This window comes from Clostridioides sp. ES-S-0054-01 (assembly GCA_021561035.1).
GTDB lineage: Bacteria > Bacillota > Clostridia > Peptostreptococcales > Peptostreptococcaceae > Clostridioides.
Window position 1 is genome coordinate 339,361 of record CP067346.1, and the last position, 20,339, is coordinate 359,699.

The following is a 20,339-nucleotide window of genomic DNA, read 5'->3' on the forward strand; positions in this document are numbered from 1 at the left end:
GGATAAAAAATGGAGTTTGAAAAAGGGAGTATTTCAATTCATACAGAAAATATTTTTCCTATAATTAAAAAATGGTTATATTCTGATAAAGACATATTTATAAGAGAACTTATAAGTAATGGATGTGATGCAGTAAGTAAACACAAAAGACTTGTATCATTAGGAGAAATATCAGAAAATAAGTCACCAGATTATAAAATTACAGTATCTGTAAATAAAGGAGAAGGTACACTTAAATTTATCGACAATGGAATTGGTATGACTGAAGAAGAAATAAAAAAATACATAAATCAAGTTGCTTTTTCAGGTGCTGAAGATTTCTTTAATAAATATAAGGATAAAATGGAAGAGTCAAATGATATAATAGGTCATTTTGGATTAGGATTTTATTCTGCATTCATGGTGTCTAAAAAGGTACAAATAGACACACTTTCATATACAGAAGGAGCAACTCCTGTAAGATGGATATCTGAAGGTGGTACAGAATATGAAATATCTGAATCAGATACTAGAAATGATAGAGGAACTACTATAACACTATTTATTGATGATGATAGTAAGGAGTTTTTAGATGAATTTACTGTAAGAGGGATAATAGATAAATACTGTTCTTTCCTACCAGTAGAAATATATTTAGAAGATGTTGAAAGATTGGAAAGAGAAGCTAAGGAAGCAGAAGAAAAAGCTAAAAAACAAAAGGAAGATGGAAAAGAAGAAGAAGTTGTAGATGCAAAAGTAATTGAACCTTTAAATGACACTAACCCTCTATGGTTAAAATCTCCAAAAGACTGTACTGATGAGGAATATAAAGAGTTTTATAGAAAAGTATTCCATGTATTTGATGAACCGTTATTTTGGATACATCTAAATGTAGATTATCCTTTTAACTTAAAGGGTATACTTTACTTCCCTAAATTAAAAAATGAATTTGAATTGACTGAGGGAAAAGTAAAGTTATACAACAATCAAGTGTTTGTGGCTGACAATATAAAAGAAGTTATACCAGAATTTTTACTTTTATTAAAAGGTGTTATAGACTGCCCAGATTTACCATTAAATGTATCAAGAAGTTTCTTACAAAATGACAGAGATGTAAGTAAAATTTCTAAACATATAATTAAAAAAGTAGCTGATAAGTTAAAATCTCTTTGTAAAAATGAAAGAGAAGAATACAATAAATTCTGGGATGATATACAAATATTTATTAAATATGGTTGCTTAAAAGATGAAAGTTTCTATGAGAAAGTAAAAGAATGTATATTATTTAAAACTATTGATGATGAATATATAACATTACAAGATTATCTAGAAAAATGTAAGGATAAACATGAAAATAAAGTATTTTATGTAAGTGATAAGGAGCAACAATCGCAATACATTAAATTATTTAAAGAATACGACTTAAATGCTGTTGTGTTAAACTCATCAATAGATACTCATTTTATTTCATTTATGGAATATAAAGAAAATGGTGTGAAGTTTAATAGAATAGATGCAGACCTTTCTGATGTATTAAAAGATAAGAATGAAAATAAAGATGGTGAAGAAAACAAAGAAGAGATAGCCAAGATAGAAGACTTATTTAAAGAAGCTGTTGGAGAAAGAGTTAAGAATTATTCTGTAGAAGGATTGAAAAATGAAGACACTCCAGCTATGGTGTTAGTATCGGAACAATCTATTAGAATGGCAGAAATGCAATCAAGATTTGCTGGAATGGATTTAGGAATGAACTTTGAGGAAGAAAAGACTCTTGTTATAAATGAAAACAGTCCAATAATCAAAAAATTAGTTTCTCTTAAAGATGATGATGAAAAGAAAGATAAGATTACACTTATCTGTAATCAGATAGCAGATTTAGCTTTACTTTCTAATAAAGAATTAAAACCAGATGAATTAGATTCATTCGTTCAAAGAAGTAATAAACTTATGAACATGTTAATAGAGTTATAAGATTAAATATATTAAAGTAAATTTGAAAAAAGTATCTAATATTATGAGAAGAGTTATTTTAAGATAATTGAAATTATCTTTGTTTAATTCTTCTTTATTTTTTATCATTGATTAAGTTTTAAATATTTAAATAGATTATCATTAAAATTTGTATTTGGTTAAATAGAGTTAACTTTATATAGGATAAAATAATACATATAATTAAGTAAAAGATTGTTTTGTAATTTATGTTTTAATACATAATTACGCTGTGTTGAAAAATCAGATATAGATTGGTTAACTGATAATTGTATGAAAATATCAGTTGCAAATATTAAGAGATATCCAAAAACTTTTAATAAGGAACAAATAAGGGAAATATACTACAAATCTCTATAACTTAATATTATATATTTAATTTTAGATAAAAACATTTATTATCAGTAAGAAATTTGTAACTAATAAGGCATATATAGTAAATTTATCTTAAACTTTTATTTTACTTTATAATAAATAAAGGAGTTTAAAAAAGGGAAGATTAACTAAGTAATATTTTATAAAAATCTTTAATTTAAAAACTTTAAGTAGAGGTGAAATAAATGTTTAATCCCAAAAGAATAATATTCGAAAAAGATGCCTTAGATACTGATGTCGGCAAAAGTATATATAATAAATTTAAAGATAAAAAAGATGTAGAGATAATTAATATATCGTCAAATAGAATTAAGGAACATATTCCAGGTGAAAATCTATATGAGCAATATAGAAGTGGAAAACAGACCATGGTAGTTGGGATTAGGAAAAGTATGAAGTTTCAAACATGTAAACCTTCTGCTAATTATCAACTACCACTTGTTAGTGGATGTATGGGAAGATGTGAATATTGCTATTTAAATACACAATTAGGAGATAAACCATTTATAAGGGTGTTTGTGAATGTAGATGAAATACTTGAACAAACAAAGAAATATATTGAAGATAGAAAACCACAAGTTACTATATTTGAAGGTGCAGCTACATCAGACCCAGTTCCAGTAGAACCGTATACTAATTCATTGAAAAAAACAATAGAGTTTTTTGGGAGAGAAGAAAAGGGAAGATTTAGATTTGTTACTAAATACAGTGATGTAGATAGCTTATTGGATGTCGAACATAATAATCATACAGAAATACGATTCAGTATAAACACTCCTAGAATTATAGAAGGACATGAACATTATACAGCGTCTTCTAATAAAAGAATAGAATCAGCTGTAAAACTTGCTAAAGCTGGTTATCAGATTGGTTTTATAATAGCACCTGTTTTTCTATATGAAGGTTGGAAAGAAGAATATAGAAGTCTTATTAGAAACATAAAAGAAGCTTTGCCAAAGGATTTTGATAAAAAAATTATATTTGAAGTTATATCTCATAGATATACAACTAAAGCAAAAAATAGAATATTAGAAATTTATCCAGATACACTATTACCAATGGAAAATGAAGATAGAAAGTTTAAATATGGTCAATTTGGATATGGTAAGTATGTATATGATAAAGAACAAATAGACGATATGAAAGATTTTTTTCATAAGGAAATAAATGAAGTATTTAAAAATAGCTTAATAAAATATATAATATAGCAAATCTTTAGATGAGATTTGCTATATTTTATGTTCATATGTATTTTATATTTGCTTAAAAAGTAATAAAACTCAGTATTATTAGATAAAAAATTAAAAAGGGCACTGTATATCAAGAACATTTTTTCTAGCTTTGATAATATAAAGGTATAAGATTAATAACAATATTAGGAGGTACTTATAACTTGCATGCATGGGAATCTATTCAAATCACATTAGACTTAATAGAAGAAAGGTTATCAGAAGAAATATCAATTAATAAGCTAGCAAATAAAGCGAACTTATCACCATTTTATTATCAAAGACTATTTAAAAGATTAGTCAATAAAACAGTAATGGAGTATATAAAACTTCGTCGTCTTGCAAAAGCTTCTGAACATTTAGCAGAACATAAGAATCGTATACTTGATGTAGCATTAAGTTTTGGATTTGAAAGTCATGAGACGTTTACACGTTCTTTTAAAAAAGCATATGGATTAACTCCAGAAGAATATAGAACAAATCCAGTAAAACTTAATCAGTTTGTTAAGCCAGAATTAATTTTAAATTATATTATGGTTGATGAAGGTGTGCCATTAATTGCAGATGATATAGTAATTGAAGTAACTCGCAGAAAATTGAGTAATCCAAGGACTTTTATTGGAATAGAAGGAGAAATACCTATTTGTCAGCTAATGGGAGGTGAAACAACTGGTATCGCAACAGCGAAGGAATTATGGATGGAACTTGGAAATCAAAAACATAATATACCAAATCAAATTCCAGGTGGAAATGAATTTGCTGCTCTTTATATGGGAAATGCAAAAGAAGGAAATTGTATGTATATGGCAGGTATAGAAGTGGAGTCAGGTACATCGGTGGAAGGATACAGTACTTTTGAGTTACCAGCTAAAGAGTATTTAGTATGTGGATTTGAAGCGGAAAATTTTAATGAGTTAGTTGATTCAGCTGTTTTTAAAGCGGATAAGTTTATGGAAAGATGGATGAGGAATCATAATTTAATAGCTACTGATTTTGCGATTGAAATGTATTATCCTACTACACCTGAAGTGGCATATATGGAACATTGGATTATTCCAGTGCCTATTGAACAATAGAAAGGGTGATGAATATGGATTGGCAAGATATGTTTTTTCAAGATAATAAACCAACACTTGAGTAAATCAAAGAGTTTATCAATAGCCCCTTATGGGACAAGCTAAATAATGTTGTGACTTCAACTTATAATGTAGAACCTAAGCTTGAATATAGTAAATGTTCAATGCAAAGAGGTTGGAATATAAAGTACAAAAAAAGAGGTAAATCATTATGTACTTTATATCCACAAGAGGGTTCTTTTAAGGCTTTGGTTATTGTAAATGAGAGTAATAGAGTAGAAGTCGATTTATTTATCAATACTTGTTGTGATTATATCAAACAAATATACAACGAGATAAATTTTTTTAATGGTAGTAAGTGGTTGATGATTCAAGTAGATAATATATCCGTATTGAATGATACACTTGAACTGATTAAATTTAGAGCTTAAGATATAAAACAGGATGATTTATATACTCATTCTGTTTTATATTAACTTTTAATAACTTATATAAATTAGAAAAATTTTTGTATCTGTAAAAATAGGGGCTTTTGTTACACCTAATGGTCAAATGTATGGTCTTGATGTCAATCATTTTAATATAAAAAATCATGTAATATAGACTCTTAAGAGATTAAATCTAGATTACATAAACCTTTATCAACCTGCAAGAATAGATTTAGCAATACAAGTAGAAGAGACTATAGGAGCTATTTCTGACTAGTAAAAGTACTCAAGTTACCAACTGCTAGAGAATTTAAGGGAAATAGCAGATGAAAAAGAAGCTACTATTCCACAAGTAGCTCTTGCATGGGTTTTATCAAAAGGGATGATATTATAACTTTGGTTGGAGCATTAAGAAGGGTTACATTACTGGATTCTTTAAAATCTAAAGACATTAAATTGAGTGATAAAGATATAAGAAGGATTGAAAATGCTATAGACAAGAATAAAATTTGTTGCAAATAATCTAATAAACTTCAATTTACGAGAATGTATATAGATTTGTGTAAATATATATTTTTGCTATTAAATATTACTGGAAATTTTCAATTCTAGTAATATTTTTTTATTATCAGGAAATACTAATAATGGTATTTTATACACATTTATTGTATGTTAAATTTAGGTTTTTATACACTAAATGTACCATTTTTCAAAAAAATTATATTATATAATTTTTAGGAATTCTATCTCCAAACATTATTGTAAGTTGACCTAATGTAGCTGACCAATTTTGATTTGGAGAGTTCCATTTCTCAATAATTTTCATAGTTGATAGGTATAATGATTTTCTAAGTGACTCATCTGTAGGAAATACTGTTCTGACTTTAGTATATTTTCTAAGTTGCCTATTAAAACCTTCCAGTGCATTTGTAGTATATATAATTCTTCTAATATCTTCTGGGTATGCAAAGAATGTTGATAAATTACTCCAATTATTATACCAAGAATCTATTACTACTGAATATTTTTGATACCATTTTTCCTTCAAGGAATCCAAGTTCAAGAGTGCTGTTTCTTCATTAAATGCCTTGTAAACTGATTTTAAATCTTTCATAAATTCTTTTTGGTCTTTTGATGCTATATATTTAAAACTATTTCTAATTTGATGAACTATACAGGTTTGTATACTTACATCTGGATATACCGTTTTTATTGCTTCTGGAAGTCCTTTTAGACCATCCATACAGGCAATCAATATATCTTCAAGCCCTCTATTTCTAAGGTCATTGCAGACTGATAACCAAAACTTAGCACCTTCGGCTTCACCTATCCAAATACCTAGAATATCTTTTTTTCCAGTCATATCTAAAGCCATACATATATATGCAGCTTTAGAAACTATTTTATTATCATCTCTTACCTTAAAATGCATAGCATCCATATATACAATTGGATAAACTGATTCTAAAGTTCTACTTTGCCATTCGGCGGCAGCCTCCACAACCTTGTCGGTTATTTTAGATATCATTGATGGTGATACATCTATTCCATACAGCTCTTCCATTTCTGATTGAATATCTCTTACACTCATGCCACATGCATAAAGACCAATTATTTTTTTATCTAGTTCATTACAAACCGTTTCATATTTTTTTACAACCTTCGGCTCAAACTCAGCATTTCTATCTCTTGGTATATCTAAATTTACCTCTCCAAAACTGCTACTTACATTTTTAGAACTATATCCATTTCGATAATTTTTATCACACATATCTTTTCTTTCATATTTATTTCTACCTAAATGCTCCTCCATTTCTGCATCTAATAGTTGCTGAATAACATCTTTGAATAGTTTTTGCATAAGGCCATTTTTCCCAACCACATCTTCCATTGTCTTGCATTTTTTAACTTCTGTTTGATAATCAACATCTGGAACAATTATATCTTTCATTTTCAAAACCTCCAAAATTTTTTATATGAATATTATTCCAAATTTACCAATTTTGTATACCAAAAAGACTATAGGTAAATTTGTTTTTACACAAATCTACTTACAGCCCCCAATTTACTTTCTTTTTCGACATTCCTTACAACTAAGTCCACACATATTTTTTTCTTGCATATTGCTAGCTCCCCAATTAGCAAGTTGTTGTAAAATAGGCACAATACTTTTACCTTTACTTGTCAATGTATATTCAACTTTTGGAGGGATTTCATTATATTGTTTACGATGAATAATGCCATCAGACTCTAAGTCTTTTAATGATTGAGCTAACATAGTATTTGTAATTCCATCTAGTTTTCTTTTTATGCTACTATATCTAATCGGATTATCAACTGCTAACATACATATAATAGGTAATTTCCACTTACCACCGACAATATCTAATGCATAGCGTATTGGACAGGTTAATTCTTCAATATTTGTAGTCATATTCTTTTCATTATCTAAATTCATTATAATTACTCCTTATTTATATTAGTATCTTTTTTATACTTTATCAGAAAAAACTGCATACTTGTTTTTTCTGTATTTTATATTAAAATTATATCAAAGGATAATCCTTAATACAAGTATTTAAAAGGGGTGTAAAAATTATGAAAGTATTAGAATTTTTGAACAAAGCGGGAGTTTATTATTTAGCAACAGCTGATGAGAACAATCAAGCACATGTGCGTCCTCTAGGATTTGTTATGGAATATGATGGCAAGCTTACATTTTGCACATCTAATCAGAAGGAGATGTTTAAGCAACTTATTTTTAATCCAAAGGTTGAGCTTTGCTGTATAGACCAAAACCTTAATACTCTACGTATTTTGGGTCAAGCAGTATTCGTTACATCAAAAGAGACACAAGCTAAGGCACTTGAAATAATGCCAAGTTTAAGCCAGATGTACTCTGTAGGAGATGGCAAATTTGAAATATTTTCTATTGATAAGGCAAAAATTAGTTGTTGTTCAATGAGTGGTAAAAAAGTTGATGTAGAACTTTAATTATAATTGAATTGATATCCATAATGAAAAGGAAGAAAACGTTACTACCGAAATATTGATAGATTTAATTTAAATGCAATGAAAAGATTTTTAAATAATCAATGTATAAAAATTTTAGCTACTAGATGTGTATTTCAATAATGACATATTATTTTGAATAATTACATAATAAAAATAAGGACAATTAAAATTTATTTTATGGTGGGGTAGACTTACTTTAAAAAATATTTTAACTATAGTTGATTTTTATTCAATTTGAAGAAAATATGATGATTATAAAAAATTGCTACTTATTATTTGCATATTTTGTATATAAATAATAAGTAGCATTACTTTATACATTAGTAGTGATAGAATATAAATTAATAGATAAAATATAATTTTAAAAGGAGTGATATAAGATGAGCAAATATAGTTCTTTATGGGAATATGTTCAGAAAAATGGTAGTCAATCGTTTAAATTAACTTTTGAAGAAATAAAAGATATTGCTGGAATAGAGATAGAGCATTCGTTTTTGAAATATAAAATGGATAAGACTTTAAAACAAATAAAAGAGTAAAGTGATAAGATAATAAATATCTAATCATTTACTCTTTTTGTTTTATTTATTTAAATATTTTTATTTTAAGTTTAACCAATGAATAAAATATGCAATGGTCATAGATAGTTTTATATTTTATGACTACAATATATTTTATTCAAAGTAAAATAAATCTTCAAATTTTTTATCTAGAGCGATACATAAAATAAGTGCTAATTTTGCTGTTGGATTAAACTGACCTGTTTCTATTGAACTAATCGTGTTTCTTGATACTCCAACCATTTCAGCTAGTTGGCTTTGAGATAATTTTTTCTCTGCTCTTGCCGTTTTTAAGTGATTTTTTAATATTAATTCTTCATTCATACGTTTACCTCAAAGATGATAAAACAAAATTAGTTAATGAGAATATAGTTGAAATTAAGAAAATAATAGCCCAAATTAAATTCTTTTTTTCATGTGTGAATTGGTACTTTATTACATTTTCAGAAAGCCCAAATGTCCAAAATAAAGCAAGTATCGCATCGTTTTTTTGTCCAGTAAAGGCATTAAATATTTCAATGAAAAAGCAGACACATACGAAAATTGAATATCCTACTTTTCTACCCTTATTTTCAATATACTCTAATCCTTCATCTCTATTAGATTGACGACTTTTACTTAAAATTTCTTCTTTATTCATATAAGACACCTCCTATTTGGATGCCAAGTTTACTTGGTATTTTCATTATATCATACCAAGTTTACTTGTCAATAGATTTGACAATAAAACTTGGCATAAATTCACCAGATTTGTCTCTTTAAAATATATTTCAAACTCTACTTTATATAACAGTTGAGTTTAATGCTTTATAATTGAAATATAATTTTTTTTAACTTGAAAGGAGTTTAATTTCTCAGACATATGAATATAGAGAAAAGTATTTAAAGAAATATCCTTATTTATTAGTTTATTAAATAGACTCTTCATTATAATTTCCTCATTTAATATAATATAAATAGTACTAAGGTTTTTATAAGAGTTAAATTAAGTATGTATTATTACTCAAATATTTGTATAATCAACATCTAGTAATTTACCTTTTTGGTGAAAATGATTAATAAGTTTTTTAGGATAATTCATTATTAATTCATCTGGAAAATTAATTTCTTTTAAGATATTCTCAGAATACTCATAATTACCTATATCAAAACAAATGTGAGCATCTGAAGTTAGTATGATTTTAGTACCATATTTTTTGCAAAGTGTGGCAATATACTTGCAATTATCCGAGCTACCATTTCTTGAGACACCTTTGATAGAACAATTATTTATTTCTATTAAGATATTCTTTTCCATGGCTAATTTAATGATTAATTCATAGTCGATTGGGTAGTTTGGGTTTCCAAGGTGGCCTAATATTTTAATATTATCATGCTTATTTATTGCATTTAAATTCCTCCTCTATAAAAGATGATGGTAACGTAATTTATATTATAAAACGAACAGGAAACAAAATCAATAGTTACACAATTAGACAAAAATATTAAAATATTATAGAATTAAGCTTAATAATATTTAACAGTATTACTGCTTATACGGGAGGTTAACTATGATACAAAAGAAGCTATCAAGGAAAGAAAAAGTTTTAATTTGCTTGAAAAGGTTAACAGAAGAACACTTGAACCTTAATAATGGCATTAGATTTGGATTTGATGCAGAATATATTGCTACTGAAGTAGGTATAAATAGAAGTAATGCTAGTAAGGAATTAAATCAATTAATAAAGGAAAGTACTATTATAAAGATAAAGGGAAAACCTGTTCAGTACTTATATAAAGAAAGTATTGAGAGTATTTTAGGAAAGAAACTAAATAAAGGGATATTTGATAATATTAACTCTATAAACGAATATAGTGAAAATGATTCTATCAAAGATGAGTATATTGTAGAGGGTATAAAAAAAGAGAACAATATTTTTAATTTAATAGGCTGTGACGGAAGCTTAAAGTCCCAGATAGAGCAAGCTAAAGCAGCAGTAATATATCCACCTAAGGGGTTGAGTACATTAATAATAGGACCTACAGGAGTTGGTAAATCTATATTTGCAGAATATATGTATAAGTATAGTTTAACTATAAAAGAAGATAGTGATAATACACCATTTATCATATTTAACTGTGCTGATTATTCTGATAATCAGCACTTATTATTAGCACAGCTTTTTGGATATGTAAAAGGAGCATTTACTGGAGCTGATAAAGATAAGTATGGTCTTGTACATGAGGCTAATAATGGAATATTATTTTTAGATGAAGTTCATAGGTTATCTGCAGAGGGGCAAGAAATGCTATTTCTGCTTATGGATAAAGGTATATATAGAAGGTTAGGAGAGGCTAATAAGGTACATGAGTGTAGGGTTATGATAATTGCAGCTACTACAGAAGACCCAGAGACAGCAATGTTGGATACGTTTTTAAGAAGAATACCTGTAACTATAAAGATTCCATCTTTAGAGGAAAGAGGTTTTCAAGAGAGAATGAAGCTTATATGTTATTTTTTTAAAGAAGAAAGTATTAGGATTGGTGTTAAGTTAAAGGTTTCAAAAGAAGTTATTAAGGCATTTATTTTATATAAGTGTAAGGGAAATATAGGACAATTAAAAAGTGACATACAATTAATTTGTGCAAGAGCTTTTTTAGATTATATGACCTATAAAAGGGAATGTGTATATGTAAGACTCTCTCTTCTACCAAACAATATTAGAGAATCATTATATGGAAATAATAGAAAAGAGGAGTTTGTACAAAACTTCAGTTTTATTGGGAAAGATGATATTACTTTTTTACCAGAAAAAAAGAATTTTGAAAGTGAAAATTTATTAATAGAAAATAAAAAATATGATTTAGATTTCTATGGAATGATAAAAGAAACTTGGAATAAACTTCAACAAGAAGGTATTAAAGAGTCACAAATTAGAAGCGTTATAGATGAAGATATACAGAAGTATTCCTATAATTTAATGAATACTTTTATATATAATAGTAGTAATCAAACAGCCTATAACAATATTGTTAATGATTCAATTGCAACTACTGTGAAGTATATTTTACAAAAGCATGATAAATGGAGCAAAAGAGAAGGATTAGATAAATTAATAAAAGCTATAGCCTTACATATTCAGAATTTAATTGAAAGAATAAAGATTGGAAACATAGTAAAGCACCCTAATAAAGATGAAATTATGAAGGAAAGAGCATATGAATATAACATAGCAAAGGAAATATTATCTAACGTGTCGTTAATGTATGGAGTTGAGTTTCCAGAAGATGAAGCAATTTTTTTAGCAACGTTTCTTTATTTATCTTATGTGGGATTAAATGAGGAGAGTATAGCAATATTAGTTATAATGCATGGAGAATCTACGGCATCTAGCATGGTGAATGTAGCTAATACTTTACTGGATTGTAACCATGCAGTGGCAATCAATATGGGATTAGAAGATAGAGTTCAGGATATTTTAGTCCAAGCTGTAGAAATAGCCAATAAAATTGACAAAGGAAAGGGAATTTTAATTCTAACTGATATGGGGTCTATTTTAACATTTGCTAAAGTTATTCATGATGCTACTGGAAAAGAAGTAAAAGCAATAGATATGGTAAGTACACCTATTGTAATAGAAGCAACTAGAAAGGCTCTAACTCCGGAAATGACATTAGAGAAATTATATTTTAATATTATAGAATCTATAAAGAAACATTATGGAGATATGGAAATTACATATGCTGAAAAAGATAATGGTGGTAGATATTTTGATAGATTACTAATTGATAATATTAGTAAAACTTTGACTTTTTTAAATGGGGAAAAGGCTTATTTTATATTAAAAGAAGTAATTAATAGAATTAGCGAACATTATTCTTTAGTAATCCAAGATGAGCTTTTAGTAAAGTTTATATTTCATTGTTCATGTATGATTGAAAGAGTAATAATAAAAGAGTCTTTAGTTTATAAATTATATGAAGAAAGAATTGGTAGAAGTAAAGAATTATATTTAGTTATAAAAGAAAGTTTTAAGCTTGTAGAAGAGATATTCGATATAATTATTTCAGATATGGAATATGCAAATATATTAGATATATTTGAATCACAGTATGATACAGATAAATTCAAAAGTTGATACAAAATTTAAGGATAGCCAAAAGGCTACCTTTTTTTACTTCTTTTTGATACAGATTTGATACAGGTTTGAAAAAAGTTTTGATACATATTGAAAGAGTAAGTTTTTTTTATAAATTAAGTGAAAAGGTTTAATTAAATCCCGTATAATAGCCATTTGTTATTGATACACATAAGTTGGCACGGTAGTTGCTTATATAAAAAGTGACAAGAAAAGTGAGGTGAGATTGGTGATAGGTATAATAGTTATGACTCATGGGAGTTTTAGTGAAGAAATTATAAAAAGCTGTGAACTTATTGCAGGACCAGCAGAAAGAACAGCAGCACTTAAACTAAATAGGAATGATAATATTGAAGACTTAAATAGAAATTTTGTAGAAAAGTTAAATGAATTAGATGAAGGTGACGGAGTTTTAGTATTAGCTGACCTATTAGGAGGTTCACCAAGTAATGTTGCAAGTTTAAACCTTAAAAAAGGTGGAAAGTTTCATGCACTTACTGGAGTAAATCTTACAATGCTACTTGAAGCTTTAATTAATAGAGAGGGAAAAAGTTTAGAAGAGTTAGCAGAGGCATGTATTGAAGCGGGGAAAACTGGTATAAATCATATTAATAAAGTTCTTAGCTCAATGTAATAGAAAAAGGAGTTCGATTAAAAATGTCTTTAGTAAAATATTGCAGATGTGATGATAGATTAATACATGGTCAAGTGATATATAAATGGGTTAAGTATCTAGGTGTTAAAAAAATAGTAGTAGTAGATGATGAAACAACCAATGATGTTATTGCTAAAGGTTTGGTAAAAATGGCAGCACCAAAGAATATTGATTTATCAATATTAACTGTAAGTGAATCAAGGAGGTATTTTTATAATAACCAAGCTGATGATAACGTTTTTGTATTAATTAAAAACTTAGATACTGCAAATAGAATGAGAGAAGAAGGAATTGATATTAAAAAACTTATTATTGGAAGAATACCTACAGGAATAGGAAAAAAGAAAATATCTCAAAATGTATACATTAATAAAAAAGAGTTTCTTTTAATAGATAAATTTATTAAAAAAAATATAAATGTATCAATTCAAATGGTACCTGATGAGGAAGAAGTAGAATTAAATCATAGTATTAATCGCTATAAAGGAGAGTTTGTTTAACAATGAATAAATATAAGGCAATCATACTTTGCCATGGAACTTGGGGAAAGGTATTAATAGAAGAAGCAAATAAAAATTTTGGATTATCAAATCAATACGAAGTTTTATCACTAAGCTCTGAAAAAGATGTTTCTGTATTCATGAAAGAGGTTGAAGAAGTAGTAGATAAAGAGGATGTGAAAATTATAATAGCAGATTTGTATGGGGGATCTACATCAAGTATTGCAATATCTGTTGCTATAAGAAGAGGGATAGATGCAATAAATGGACTTAGCTTACAGACAATTTTAATCGTAGATGAAGAATTAAGCAAAGAAGATAAAGTACATACATTACCAGAAAGAATCGTCAAAAAAAATAATAACCTTTGTGTGGATTTAATTAAGGAATTTAAAAAAATATAAATTATGAGGTGGATATAATGGCAAAAATAACATTAGTAAGAGTAGATCACAGATTAATTCATGGACAAGTTATAACAAAATGGGTGAAAATCGCTCAAGCTCAAAAAATAATAATAGTTGATGACTTCTTAGGTCAAGATGAATTTATGGCTGACATATATAAAATGGCAGCGCCATCAGGAGTAGAAGTAGATATTTTAACAGCAGAAGATGCAGGACAAGCATTCCAAAACAATACTTTAGGAGATAAAAATATATTTATTCTATTTAAGAACGTTGATATGGCAAATAAGGCGTATAAGGCTGGACTTAAATATGAAAAGATTCAATTAGGAGGTATCCCAAATGAAGCAGGAAAGAAGATGGTATTTACAGCTGTTTCATTAGGAAATGAAGATGTAGAACAACTAAATGAACTTAATGAAGATGGGGTTGAAATAGTTTTACAAGTTATACCAGAGGAATCATCTATGACATATGAAAATGCGTTAAAGAAATTTAAATAAAAATTATAAATTAGGAGGAATTATAAATGGAATCTGTTTTGATGTTGGCAATTATAACAGGATTATGGTATTGGTTTGCAGCAGGTCTTGCAGGGTATACCCTTTTTTCAACACTAAAGTCCCCTTTATTTATAGGTTTTAGTCTTGGATTACTTTGGGGTGATGTAACAACTGGTATGATTGTTGGTGCAAGTATAGAAATGGTTTATCTAGGAATGGTAGCAGCAGGAGGAAATATTCCATCAGATAAATGTTTAGCTGCTCTTATTGCAATACCAGTAGCACTTCAAACTGGTGTTAATGCAGAAGTTGCAGTATCTATTGCGGTACCTTTAGGTGTTATAGGAGTATTAGTTAATAACTTAAGAAGAACTGGTAATGCTGTATTAGTTCATAAGGCAGATAAGTATGCCGAAGAAGGTAACACAAAAGGTATATGGAGATGTGCAACACTTTACTCTTTAATATTTGGGTTTGTTTTAAGATTTCCAATAGTTTTTGTATGTAACTTTTTTGGAGCAGATTTAGTTAAATCATTATTAGATGTTATACCACAATGGTTGATGAATGGATTAACAGTAATGGGTGGTATATTACCTGCATTAGGTTTTGCAACAACAATATTTACTATAGGTAAAAATAAATTCTTACCAATGTTTATTATAGGATTTTTTATGGTTCAATATTTTGAAATTTCAATTACTGCTGCTGCAATATTTGGTGTTTGTATAGCTCTTTTAGTTACATTTATGAAAGAAGATAAAAGGGTGGGTGAAGTATGATGCAAGAAATAAAAAATAAAGAAGTTAAAAATGAACAAGGTACAACTGAAGTTAATAAGACAAAAGTACTTACGAAAAAAGATGTAACAAAAACATATCTAAGATGGTGGTGGACAGCAGAATTATCTAACTCTTTTGAAAGAATGCAAGCATTAGCAGTTTGTGCAAGTTTCACTCCGGCTTTAGAAAAGTTATATAAGAAAAAAGAAGATTTAGTAGATGCGTTAAAGAGACACTTACAATTTTTCAATACTCAAGCTATATGGGGAGGTTTAATTCACGGTACAGTTTTAGCTATGGAAGAAGAGAAGGCTACTGAAGGAAAAATCCCAGGAGAAGTTATTTCAGGTGTTAAGAATGGGCTTATGGGACCTTTGGCTGGAATTGGAGATACTTTAGATTTTGGTACATTTCAAACAATATTCTTAGCTTTAGGTGCTTCATTTGGAGCAGAAGGAAGTGTTATAGGTGCATTTTTCCCAATAATGTTTAGTATATTACTATTTTGCGAAGGTTATTACTTATTTCATTTAGGATATTCTTTGGGTAGAGATTCAATTAAGAAAATTTTATCAGGTGGTATTGTCAATAAGATAATTGATGGTGCTTCGATTCTAGGAATGTTTATGATGGGAGCATTATCTGCAACTACAGTTAAGCTTTCAACTCCATTATCATTTGATATTGGTGGTAAAGCAATTGTTGTTCAAGATACATTAAACATGATTGCTCCAGGTTTATTACCACTAGGTGTTGTATTCTTTGTATATTGGGGAATGAAATACAAGAAGTGGACAATAACTAAGTTATTAGTAATTTTAGTTGTAGTAGCATTGGTAGGGTCATTTATTGGAATATTCTAATTTACAATGATTAAAATATAGAATTTAATTTTAGGAGGAGAAAGAAATGTCAGAAAAAATGTATACAGAAAAGGAATATTTAGAAGGAGTTAGAGGAGCAACAGGAGAAAGAGCAGTATGGTTCTATCTTCTTATGAAAGAAGCTGAAAAATTAGGAGTTAATCCAGATGATATATGTAAAGAAGCAATATATGAATTTGGTAAAATGAGAGGTCAAAAATATAGCGTAGCAGATACTCCAGGAAAAATGGCAGAAATGTTATATAACAGTAAAGGACAAAAAGTGTTTGAAATGGAATTAGTAGAAAATACAGATGAGAATGGAGTTTTAAAATTCCATCACTGTCCATTAGATGCTGCTTGGAAAGAATATGGATTAACTAAAGAAGAAAGAAAAGAAATTTGTAGATTAGCTTGCTACGGTGACTATGGAAGAGTTGATTGTGCACAAGGTGTTAGATTAGAGTTTGCTCAAAAATGTGCTCATGATGATGAAGTTTGTGAGTTAGTATTCACAAGAAAATAGTTTTTAATGCTAAAAGCCTGTTCTTTAAGAACAGGCTTTAAAAAAACAGAAAGTAGGTTGATTTATGGATATAAGTAGAAGTGTAGATAATAGTTTAAATAGAACCGTAGAATTCCTAAAAGAATTAATAAAAATTGACTCACAACAAGGTGAACCTATTTCACAATCTCCTTTTGGTATAGGACCTAAAAAATCTTTAGAGAAAACTTTAGATTACTGCGCTAGTTTGGGTTTTAGCGTTAAAAATATTGATAATTATATTGGATATGCAGAAATTGGAGAAGGAGAAGAATTGATAGGGATTCCAATGCATTTAGATGTAGTTCCACCAGGAGATGGGTGGAGTGTAGAGCCATTTTCGGGAACAGTAATCGACAATATTATTTATGGAAGAGGTGCCATAGATAATAAGGGGGCTGTGTCTATGCTTATACATGTATTGAAAAACATAGAGGATATGTATCCTACAATTAATAAAAGAATAAGATTAATTTTTGGTACAAATGAGGAAACAGGTATGGAATGTATCAAATATTACTTAGATAAAGGTGAAGAAATTCCAAGTATGGGCTTTACTCCAGATGCTATGTATCCAGTGGTTAATGGAGAAAAAGGAAGGGTTCATATAAGGATAGAAAAAGAGATTAAAATTGATAAAAGTAAGCCTTACATAATAGTAAGTGGAGGAACTAAAGAAAATGTTGTTCCATCTCATTGTACTGCAAAAATTATTAATGGAATTATTTCAGAGTTAACTACTAAAGGAGTAGCTACGCATGCAAGTAATCCTGAAAAGGGAGAAAATGCTATATCTAAAATGATAATAAAGATAGTTGAAGATAATATGGATTTTCAGTATAGAGAAGATATAGAATTAGTTTCAAAATACCTTTGTAGTGACTATTATGGAGATGCATTGGGGATTAATCAATATGATGAGGTATTCAAAAACACTACCTTAAATTTAGGAATATTAAAGGTAAATGAGGAAAGAATCGTATGTGAGTTAGATATAAGGTATGGTAAAAATATAGTTTTAAATAATATAATAGATAGATTCAAAAAGTTTTTTTGTAATGGTTGGAAAATAGAAGTTATTGCTCATAAAGACTTACATTATGTGGATGAGAGTAATTTAGTACTTAAAAAATTATTGAGAGCCTATGAAGAAGTAACAGATGAAAATGGATATACAATTGCTATGGGTGGTGGCACATATGCAAGTTGGTTTAAAGATATGGTGGCGTTTGGACCTAAGTTCTTAGCGTATAAAACTGGTGGTCATGGAGTAGATGAAAGAGTACCAATAAATCATATACGAAAGAATATGGAGATATATACCTTGGCTTTAATAAAACTATTAGAATTGTAAAAGGAGAAGAGACTTTATGTGCAAATATATAGATATCTTAAAAAGAGAGAAAAAATGAGTTCAACTTTATTTAAATGTTCAACATCATCAGATACTATTCAATCACCTAAAGATTGAATAGTATCTGATGATGTTGAAGAGAAAATAAGTATGAAGTTATTAAAAAAGATGATTTTATAAAAGTTAAGGTTGAAAAGTTAATTGAATGGAATTAGCTAAATGGAGAAGACTGTATACTATCTAATAAAATAACAAAAGAGTGTTATAAAATTGGTTATATGATTAGAGAAAAGTCTATTGATACTTATCCAGATAGTAGATGGGGATTTACGACTTGGGATGAAAATGGAGAATAATAAAAATTATAGTTTATACAGTTTAATAAGATATATGTACAAGCAGTTAATCTAAATGATTGACTGCTTTTCTTTTATAGAATTTTATATAATAGACAAATACCAATACATGATAGTTGCCTGTTATAATTAGAGGAATAAATACGAATAATAACTTTATAAAAGAATTAAATGGAAAATCGAAGAGTTATATTCAGTATTTTAAAAAGAATATGAAATGAGAAATGAAAATAAGGTGCTTATATTAAAAGATATTTTATACAAAATATTAAAAAACGTGATAAATAAAAACTGTATTTAGATAGATTAACTACTAGTTTTATATATAATATGGATTTTGTTTACAAAGTTTACATATTTTACAAATTATTTTTAAAATATATTTAAATATATATTTTAGATACTTGTTTATTTGTTTCTCTGTGGTTGATTTTTTCGTCAAAAGTCAACTTCAAATCGCTTGTTAGCTTTACATGTTTAAGGATATAATTATATATAAGGAGGGATTGACATGAATGAATTAAACATCGCAAAAACGCTGATTTTAAAGCGTAAAGAAAAAGGAATTACACAAGATGAACTTGCAAATTATATAGGCGTTTCTAAAGCTTCTGTATCTAAATGGGAAACTGGACAAAGCTATCCTGACATAACCTTTTTACCGCAACTCGCGACATATTTCGACATTACAGTTGATGAGTTAATATGCTATGAACCTCAAATGATGAAGGAAGATATTAATAAACTGTATAATAAACTGTGCAAAGACTTTACGGTTAAACCATTTGATGAAGTAATGGATGAAATAAGAGAAATCATAAAAAAATATTATTCATGTTTTCCTTTGATTTTTCGGATGAGTCTTTTAATAGTTAATCACTATGATATTGTAGATGAAAAAAAGCGTGAGCTATTAATTAGTGAAGCATTAGAAATATTTATTCGTATACAGGAAACTTGTAATGACATAGATATTTGCCGTCAAGCAAAAAGTATGGAGGCAACTTGTTATATATTGTTAAATCAACCCATACAAGTGGTTGATTTATTGCAAAACAGCAATTTTCCCATGATAAATGAATCTATACTTCTTGCACAGGGGCAAATGATGAATGGTCAAATTGATGAAGCAAGAGAAACATTTCAACTTGGGGCATATCAGAACCTTATATCACTAGTTCAAAATCTAGTGGGTATTTTGCAAAATGCAGATAAATTACAAATGAAAGAAATAGAAAGACGTATTCTAGCAATTTCAGATATATTTGAACTTGATACATTATCTCCTGCTATTATGCTTTCTGCATATTTAACACAGGCACAAATTAATTTAATACATGGGGATAATGAAGGAGTTATTAAATCATTACGAAAATATGTAGATTTAGCAACACGTGATATATACCCAATTATAATACATGGTGATGACTTTTTTAATAAACTTGACAGATGGATTTCTGAAATTGGAACAGGTATTACACGTGATGATACAATCGTAAAATCGGGTATTGTTGCTGCTATTAAAAATAATCCAATGTTTTCTGTATTAAGTGAAAACAAAGAATACAAATTTCTTATAGAAAAATTATCTTTATTGGAGGAATAA

Annotated in this window: 21 protein-coding genes and 2 pseudogenes; 18 read left to right on the forward strand and 5 right to left on the reverse strand. The window is 28.1% G+C overall.

The features are described from left to right. Window positions 1-9 precede the first annotated feature (9 nt). From htpG to JJC02_01980, 5 genes and pseudogenes are all read left to right on the forward strand, one after another. Window positions 10-1,950: a molecular chaperone HtpG gene (htpG, locus tag JJC02_01960; GenBank protein ID UDN54988.1), complete on the forward strand. Its 1,941-nt coding sequence runs from the start codon at window positions 10-12 to the stop codon at window positions 1,948-1,950. Window positions 1,951-2,528: 578 nt separating this feature from the next. After that, the gene (splB, locus tag JJC02_01965; protein UDN54989.1) at window positions 2,529-3,551 is read left to right on the forward strand and encodes a spore photoproduct lyase; all 1,023 of its coding nucleotides are present in this window, start codon (window positions 2,529-2,531) and stop codon (window positions 3,549-3,551) included. Window positions 3,552-3,736: 185 nt separating this feature from the next. After that, a complete protein-coding gene (locus tag JJC02_01970) occupies window positions 3,737-4,648 on the forward strand; it encodes an AraC family transcriptional regulator (GenBank protein ID UDN54990.1) in 912 nt (303 codons plus the stop codon). Window positions 4,649-4,662: 14 nt separating this feature from the next. Further along, window positions 4,663-5,079, forward strand: a pseudogene (locus JJC02_01975) (DUF3788 domain-containing protein). 360 nt (window positions 5,080-5,439) lie between these two features. Next, window positions 5,440-5,598 (forward strand): hypothetical protein, encoded by a 159-nt coding sequence (locus JJC02_01980; protein ID UDN54991.1) that lies wholly within the window; start codon window positions 5,440-5,442, stop codon window positions 5,596-5,598. A 196-nt stretch (window positions 5,599-5,794) separates the two neighbouring features. Here JJC02_01980 and JJC02_01985 read toward each other — a convergent pair whose 3' ends face one another. Together JJC02_01985 and JJC02_01990 are read right to left on the reverse strand one after the other, a co-directional pair. After that, window positions 5,795-7,027: an IS256 family transposase gene (locus tag JJC02_01985; GenBank protein ID UDN54992.1), complete on the reverse strand. Its 1,233-nt coding sequence runs from the start codon at window positions 7,025-7,027 to the stop codon at window positions 5,795-5,797. A 114-nt stretch (window positions 7,028-7,141) separates the two neighbouring features. Continuing rightward, a complete protein-coding gene (locus JJC02_01990; GenBank protein ID UDN54993.1) occupies window positions 7,142-7,534 on the reverse strand; it encodes a helix-turn-helix transcriptional regulator in 393 nt (130 codons plus the stop codon). Window positions 7,535-7,674: 140 nt separating this feature from the next. Between JJC02_01990 and JJC02_01995 the strand changes: the two genes are divergently transcribed. Then, window positions 7,675-8,070 (forward strand): pyridoxamine 5'-phosphate oxidase family protein, encoded by a 396-nt coding sequence (locus JJC02_01995; GenBank protein UDN54994.1) that lies wholly within the window; start codon window positions 7,675-7,677, stop codon window positions 8,068-8,070. Between the two features lie 401 nt (window positions 8,071-8,471). Next, entirely contained in the window at window positions 8,472-8,630 is a 159-nt protein-coding gene (locus JJC02_02000) for a hypothetical protein (protein UDN54995.1), read from the forward strand. Between the two features lie 135 nt (window positions 8,631-8,765). Here the strand turns inward: JJC02_02000 and JJC02_02005 are convergent, their stop codons facing one another. From JJC02_02005 to JJC02_02015, 3 genes and pseudogenes are all read right to left on the reverse strand, one after another. Further along, the gene (locus JJC02_02005) at window positions 8,766-8,975 is read right to left on the reverse strand and encodes a helix-turn-helix transcriptional regulator (protein UDN54996.1); all 210 of its coding nucleotides are present in this window, start codon (window positions 8,973-8,975) and stop codon (window positions 8,766-8,768) included. A 4-nt stretch (window positions 8,976-8,979) separates the two neighbouring features. Continuing rightward, on the reverse strand, window positions 8,980-9,291 hold the full coding sequence (locus JJC02_02010; protein UDN54997.1) for a hypothetical protein: 312 nt from the start codon (window positions 9,289-9,291) through the stop codon (window positions 8,980-8,982). A gap of 363 nt (window positions 9,292-9,654) precedes the next feature. Beyond that, a pseudogene (locus tag JJC02_02015) lies at window positions 9,655-10,044 on the reverse strand (phosphatase). 157 nt (window positions 10,045-10,201) lie between these two features. Here JJC02_02015 and JJC02_02020 point away from each other — a divergent pair. The 11 genes from JJC02_02020 (at window position 10,202) to JJC02_02070 (ending at window position 20,339) form a co-directional block, all read left to right on the forward strand. After that, entirely contained in the window at window positions 10,202-12,769 is a 2,568-nt protein-coding gene (locus tag JJC02_02020) for a sigma 54-interacting transcriptional regulator (protein ID UDN54998.1), read from the forward strand. Between the two features lie 229 nt (window positions 12,770-12,998). After that, window positions 12,999-13,403: a PTS sugar transporter subunit IIA gene (locus JJC02_02025; protein ID UDN54999.1), complete on the forward strand. Its 405-nt coding sequence runs from the start codon at window positions 12,999-13,001 to the stop codon at window positions 13,401-13,403. 23 nt (window positions 13,404-13,426) lie between these two features. Next, on the forward strand, window positions 13,427-13,924 hold the full coding sequence (locus JJC02_02030) for a PTS sugar transporter subunit IIB (protein UDN55000.1): 498 nt from the start codon (window positions 13,427-13,429) through the stop codon (window positions 13,922-13,924). Window positions 13,925-13,926: 2 nt separating this feature from the next. Beyond that, on the forward strand, window positions 13,927-14,328 hold the full coding sequence (locus JJC02_02035; GenBank protein UDN55001.1) for a PTS mannose transporter subunit IIC: 402 nt from the start codon (window positions 13,927-13,929) through the stop codon (window positions 14,326-14,328). Window positions 14,329-14,345: 17 nt separating this feature from the next. Next, entirely contained in the window at window positions 14,346-14,834 is a 489-nt protein-coding gene (locus JJC02_02040) for a PTS sugar transporter subunit IIB (GenBank protein ID UDN55002.1), read from the forward strand. Between the two features lie 26 nt (window positions 14,835-14,860). Then, on the forward strand, window positions 14,861-15,616 hold the full coding sequence (locus tag JJC02_02045; GenBank protein ID UDN55003.1) for a PTS sugar transporter subunit IIC: 756 nt from the start codon (window positions 14,861-14,863) through the stop codon (window positions 15,614-15,616). Further along, window positions 15,616-16,479, forward strand: coding sequence for a PTS system mannose/fructose/sorbose family transporter subunit IID (locus JJC02_02050; protein ID UDN56360.1), 864 nt, complete (start codon window positions 15,616-15,618; stop codon window positions 16,477-16,479). Before JJC02_02045 ends, JJC02_02050 begins: the two co-directional genes overlap by 1 nt. A 46-nt stretch (window positions 16,480-16,525) precedes the next feature. Beyond that, entirely contained in the window at window positions 16,526-17,005 is a 480-nt protein-coding gene (locus JJC02_02055) for an L-2-amino-thiazoline-4-carboxylic acid hydrolase (protein UDN55004.1), read from the forward strand. Window positions 17,006-17,069: 64 nt separating this feature from the next. Beyond that, window positions 17,070-18,377: a M20 family metallopeptidase gene (locus tag JJC02_02060; protein ID UDN55005.1), complete on the forward strand. Its 1,308-nt coding sequence runs from the start codon at window positions 17,070-17,072 to the stop codon at window positions 18,375-18,377. A 233-nt stretch (window positions 18,378-18,610) separates the two neighbouring features. Then, window positions 18,611-18,733: a DUF2185 domain-containing protein gene (locus JJC02_02065; protein UDN56361.1), complete on the forward strand. Its 123-nt coding sequence runs from the start codon at window positions 18,611-18,613 to the stop codon at window positions 18,731-18,733. A gap of 511 nt (window positions 18,734-19,244) precedes the next feature. Next, on the forward strand, window positions 19,245-20,339 hold the full coding sequence (locus tag JJC02_02070) for a helix-turn-helix transcriptional regulator (GenBank protein ID UDN55006.1): 1,095 nt from the start codon (window positions 19,245-19,247) through the stop codon (window positions 20,337-20,339).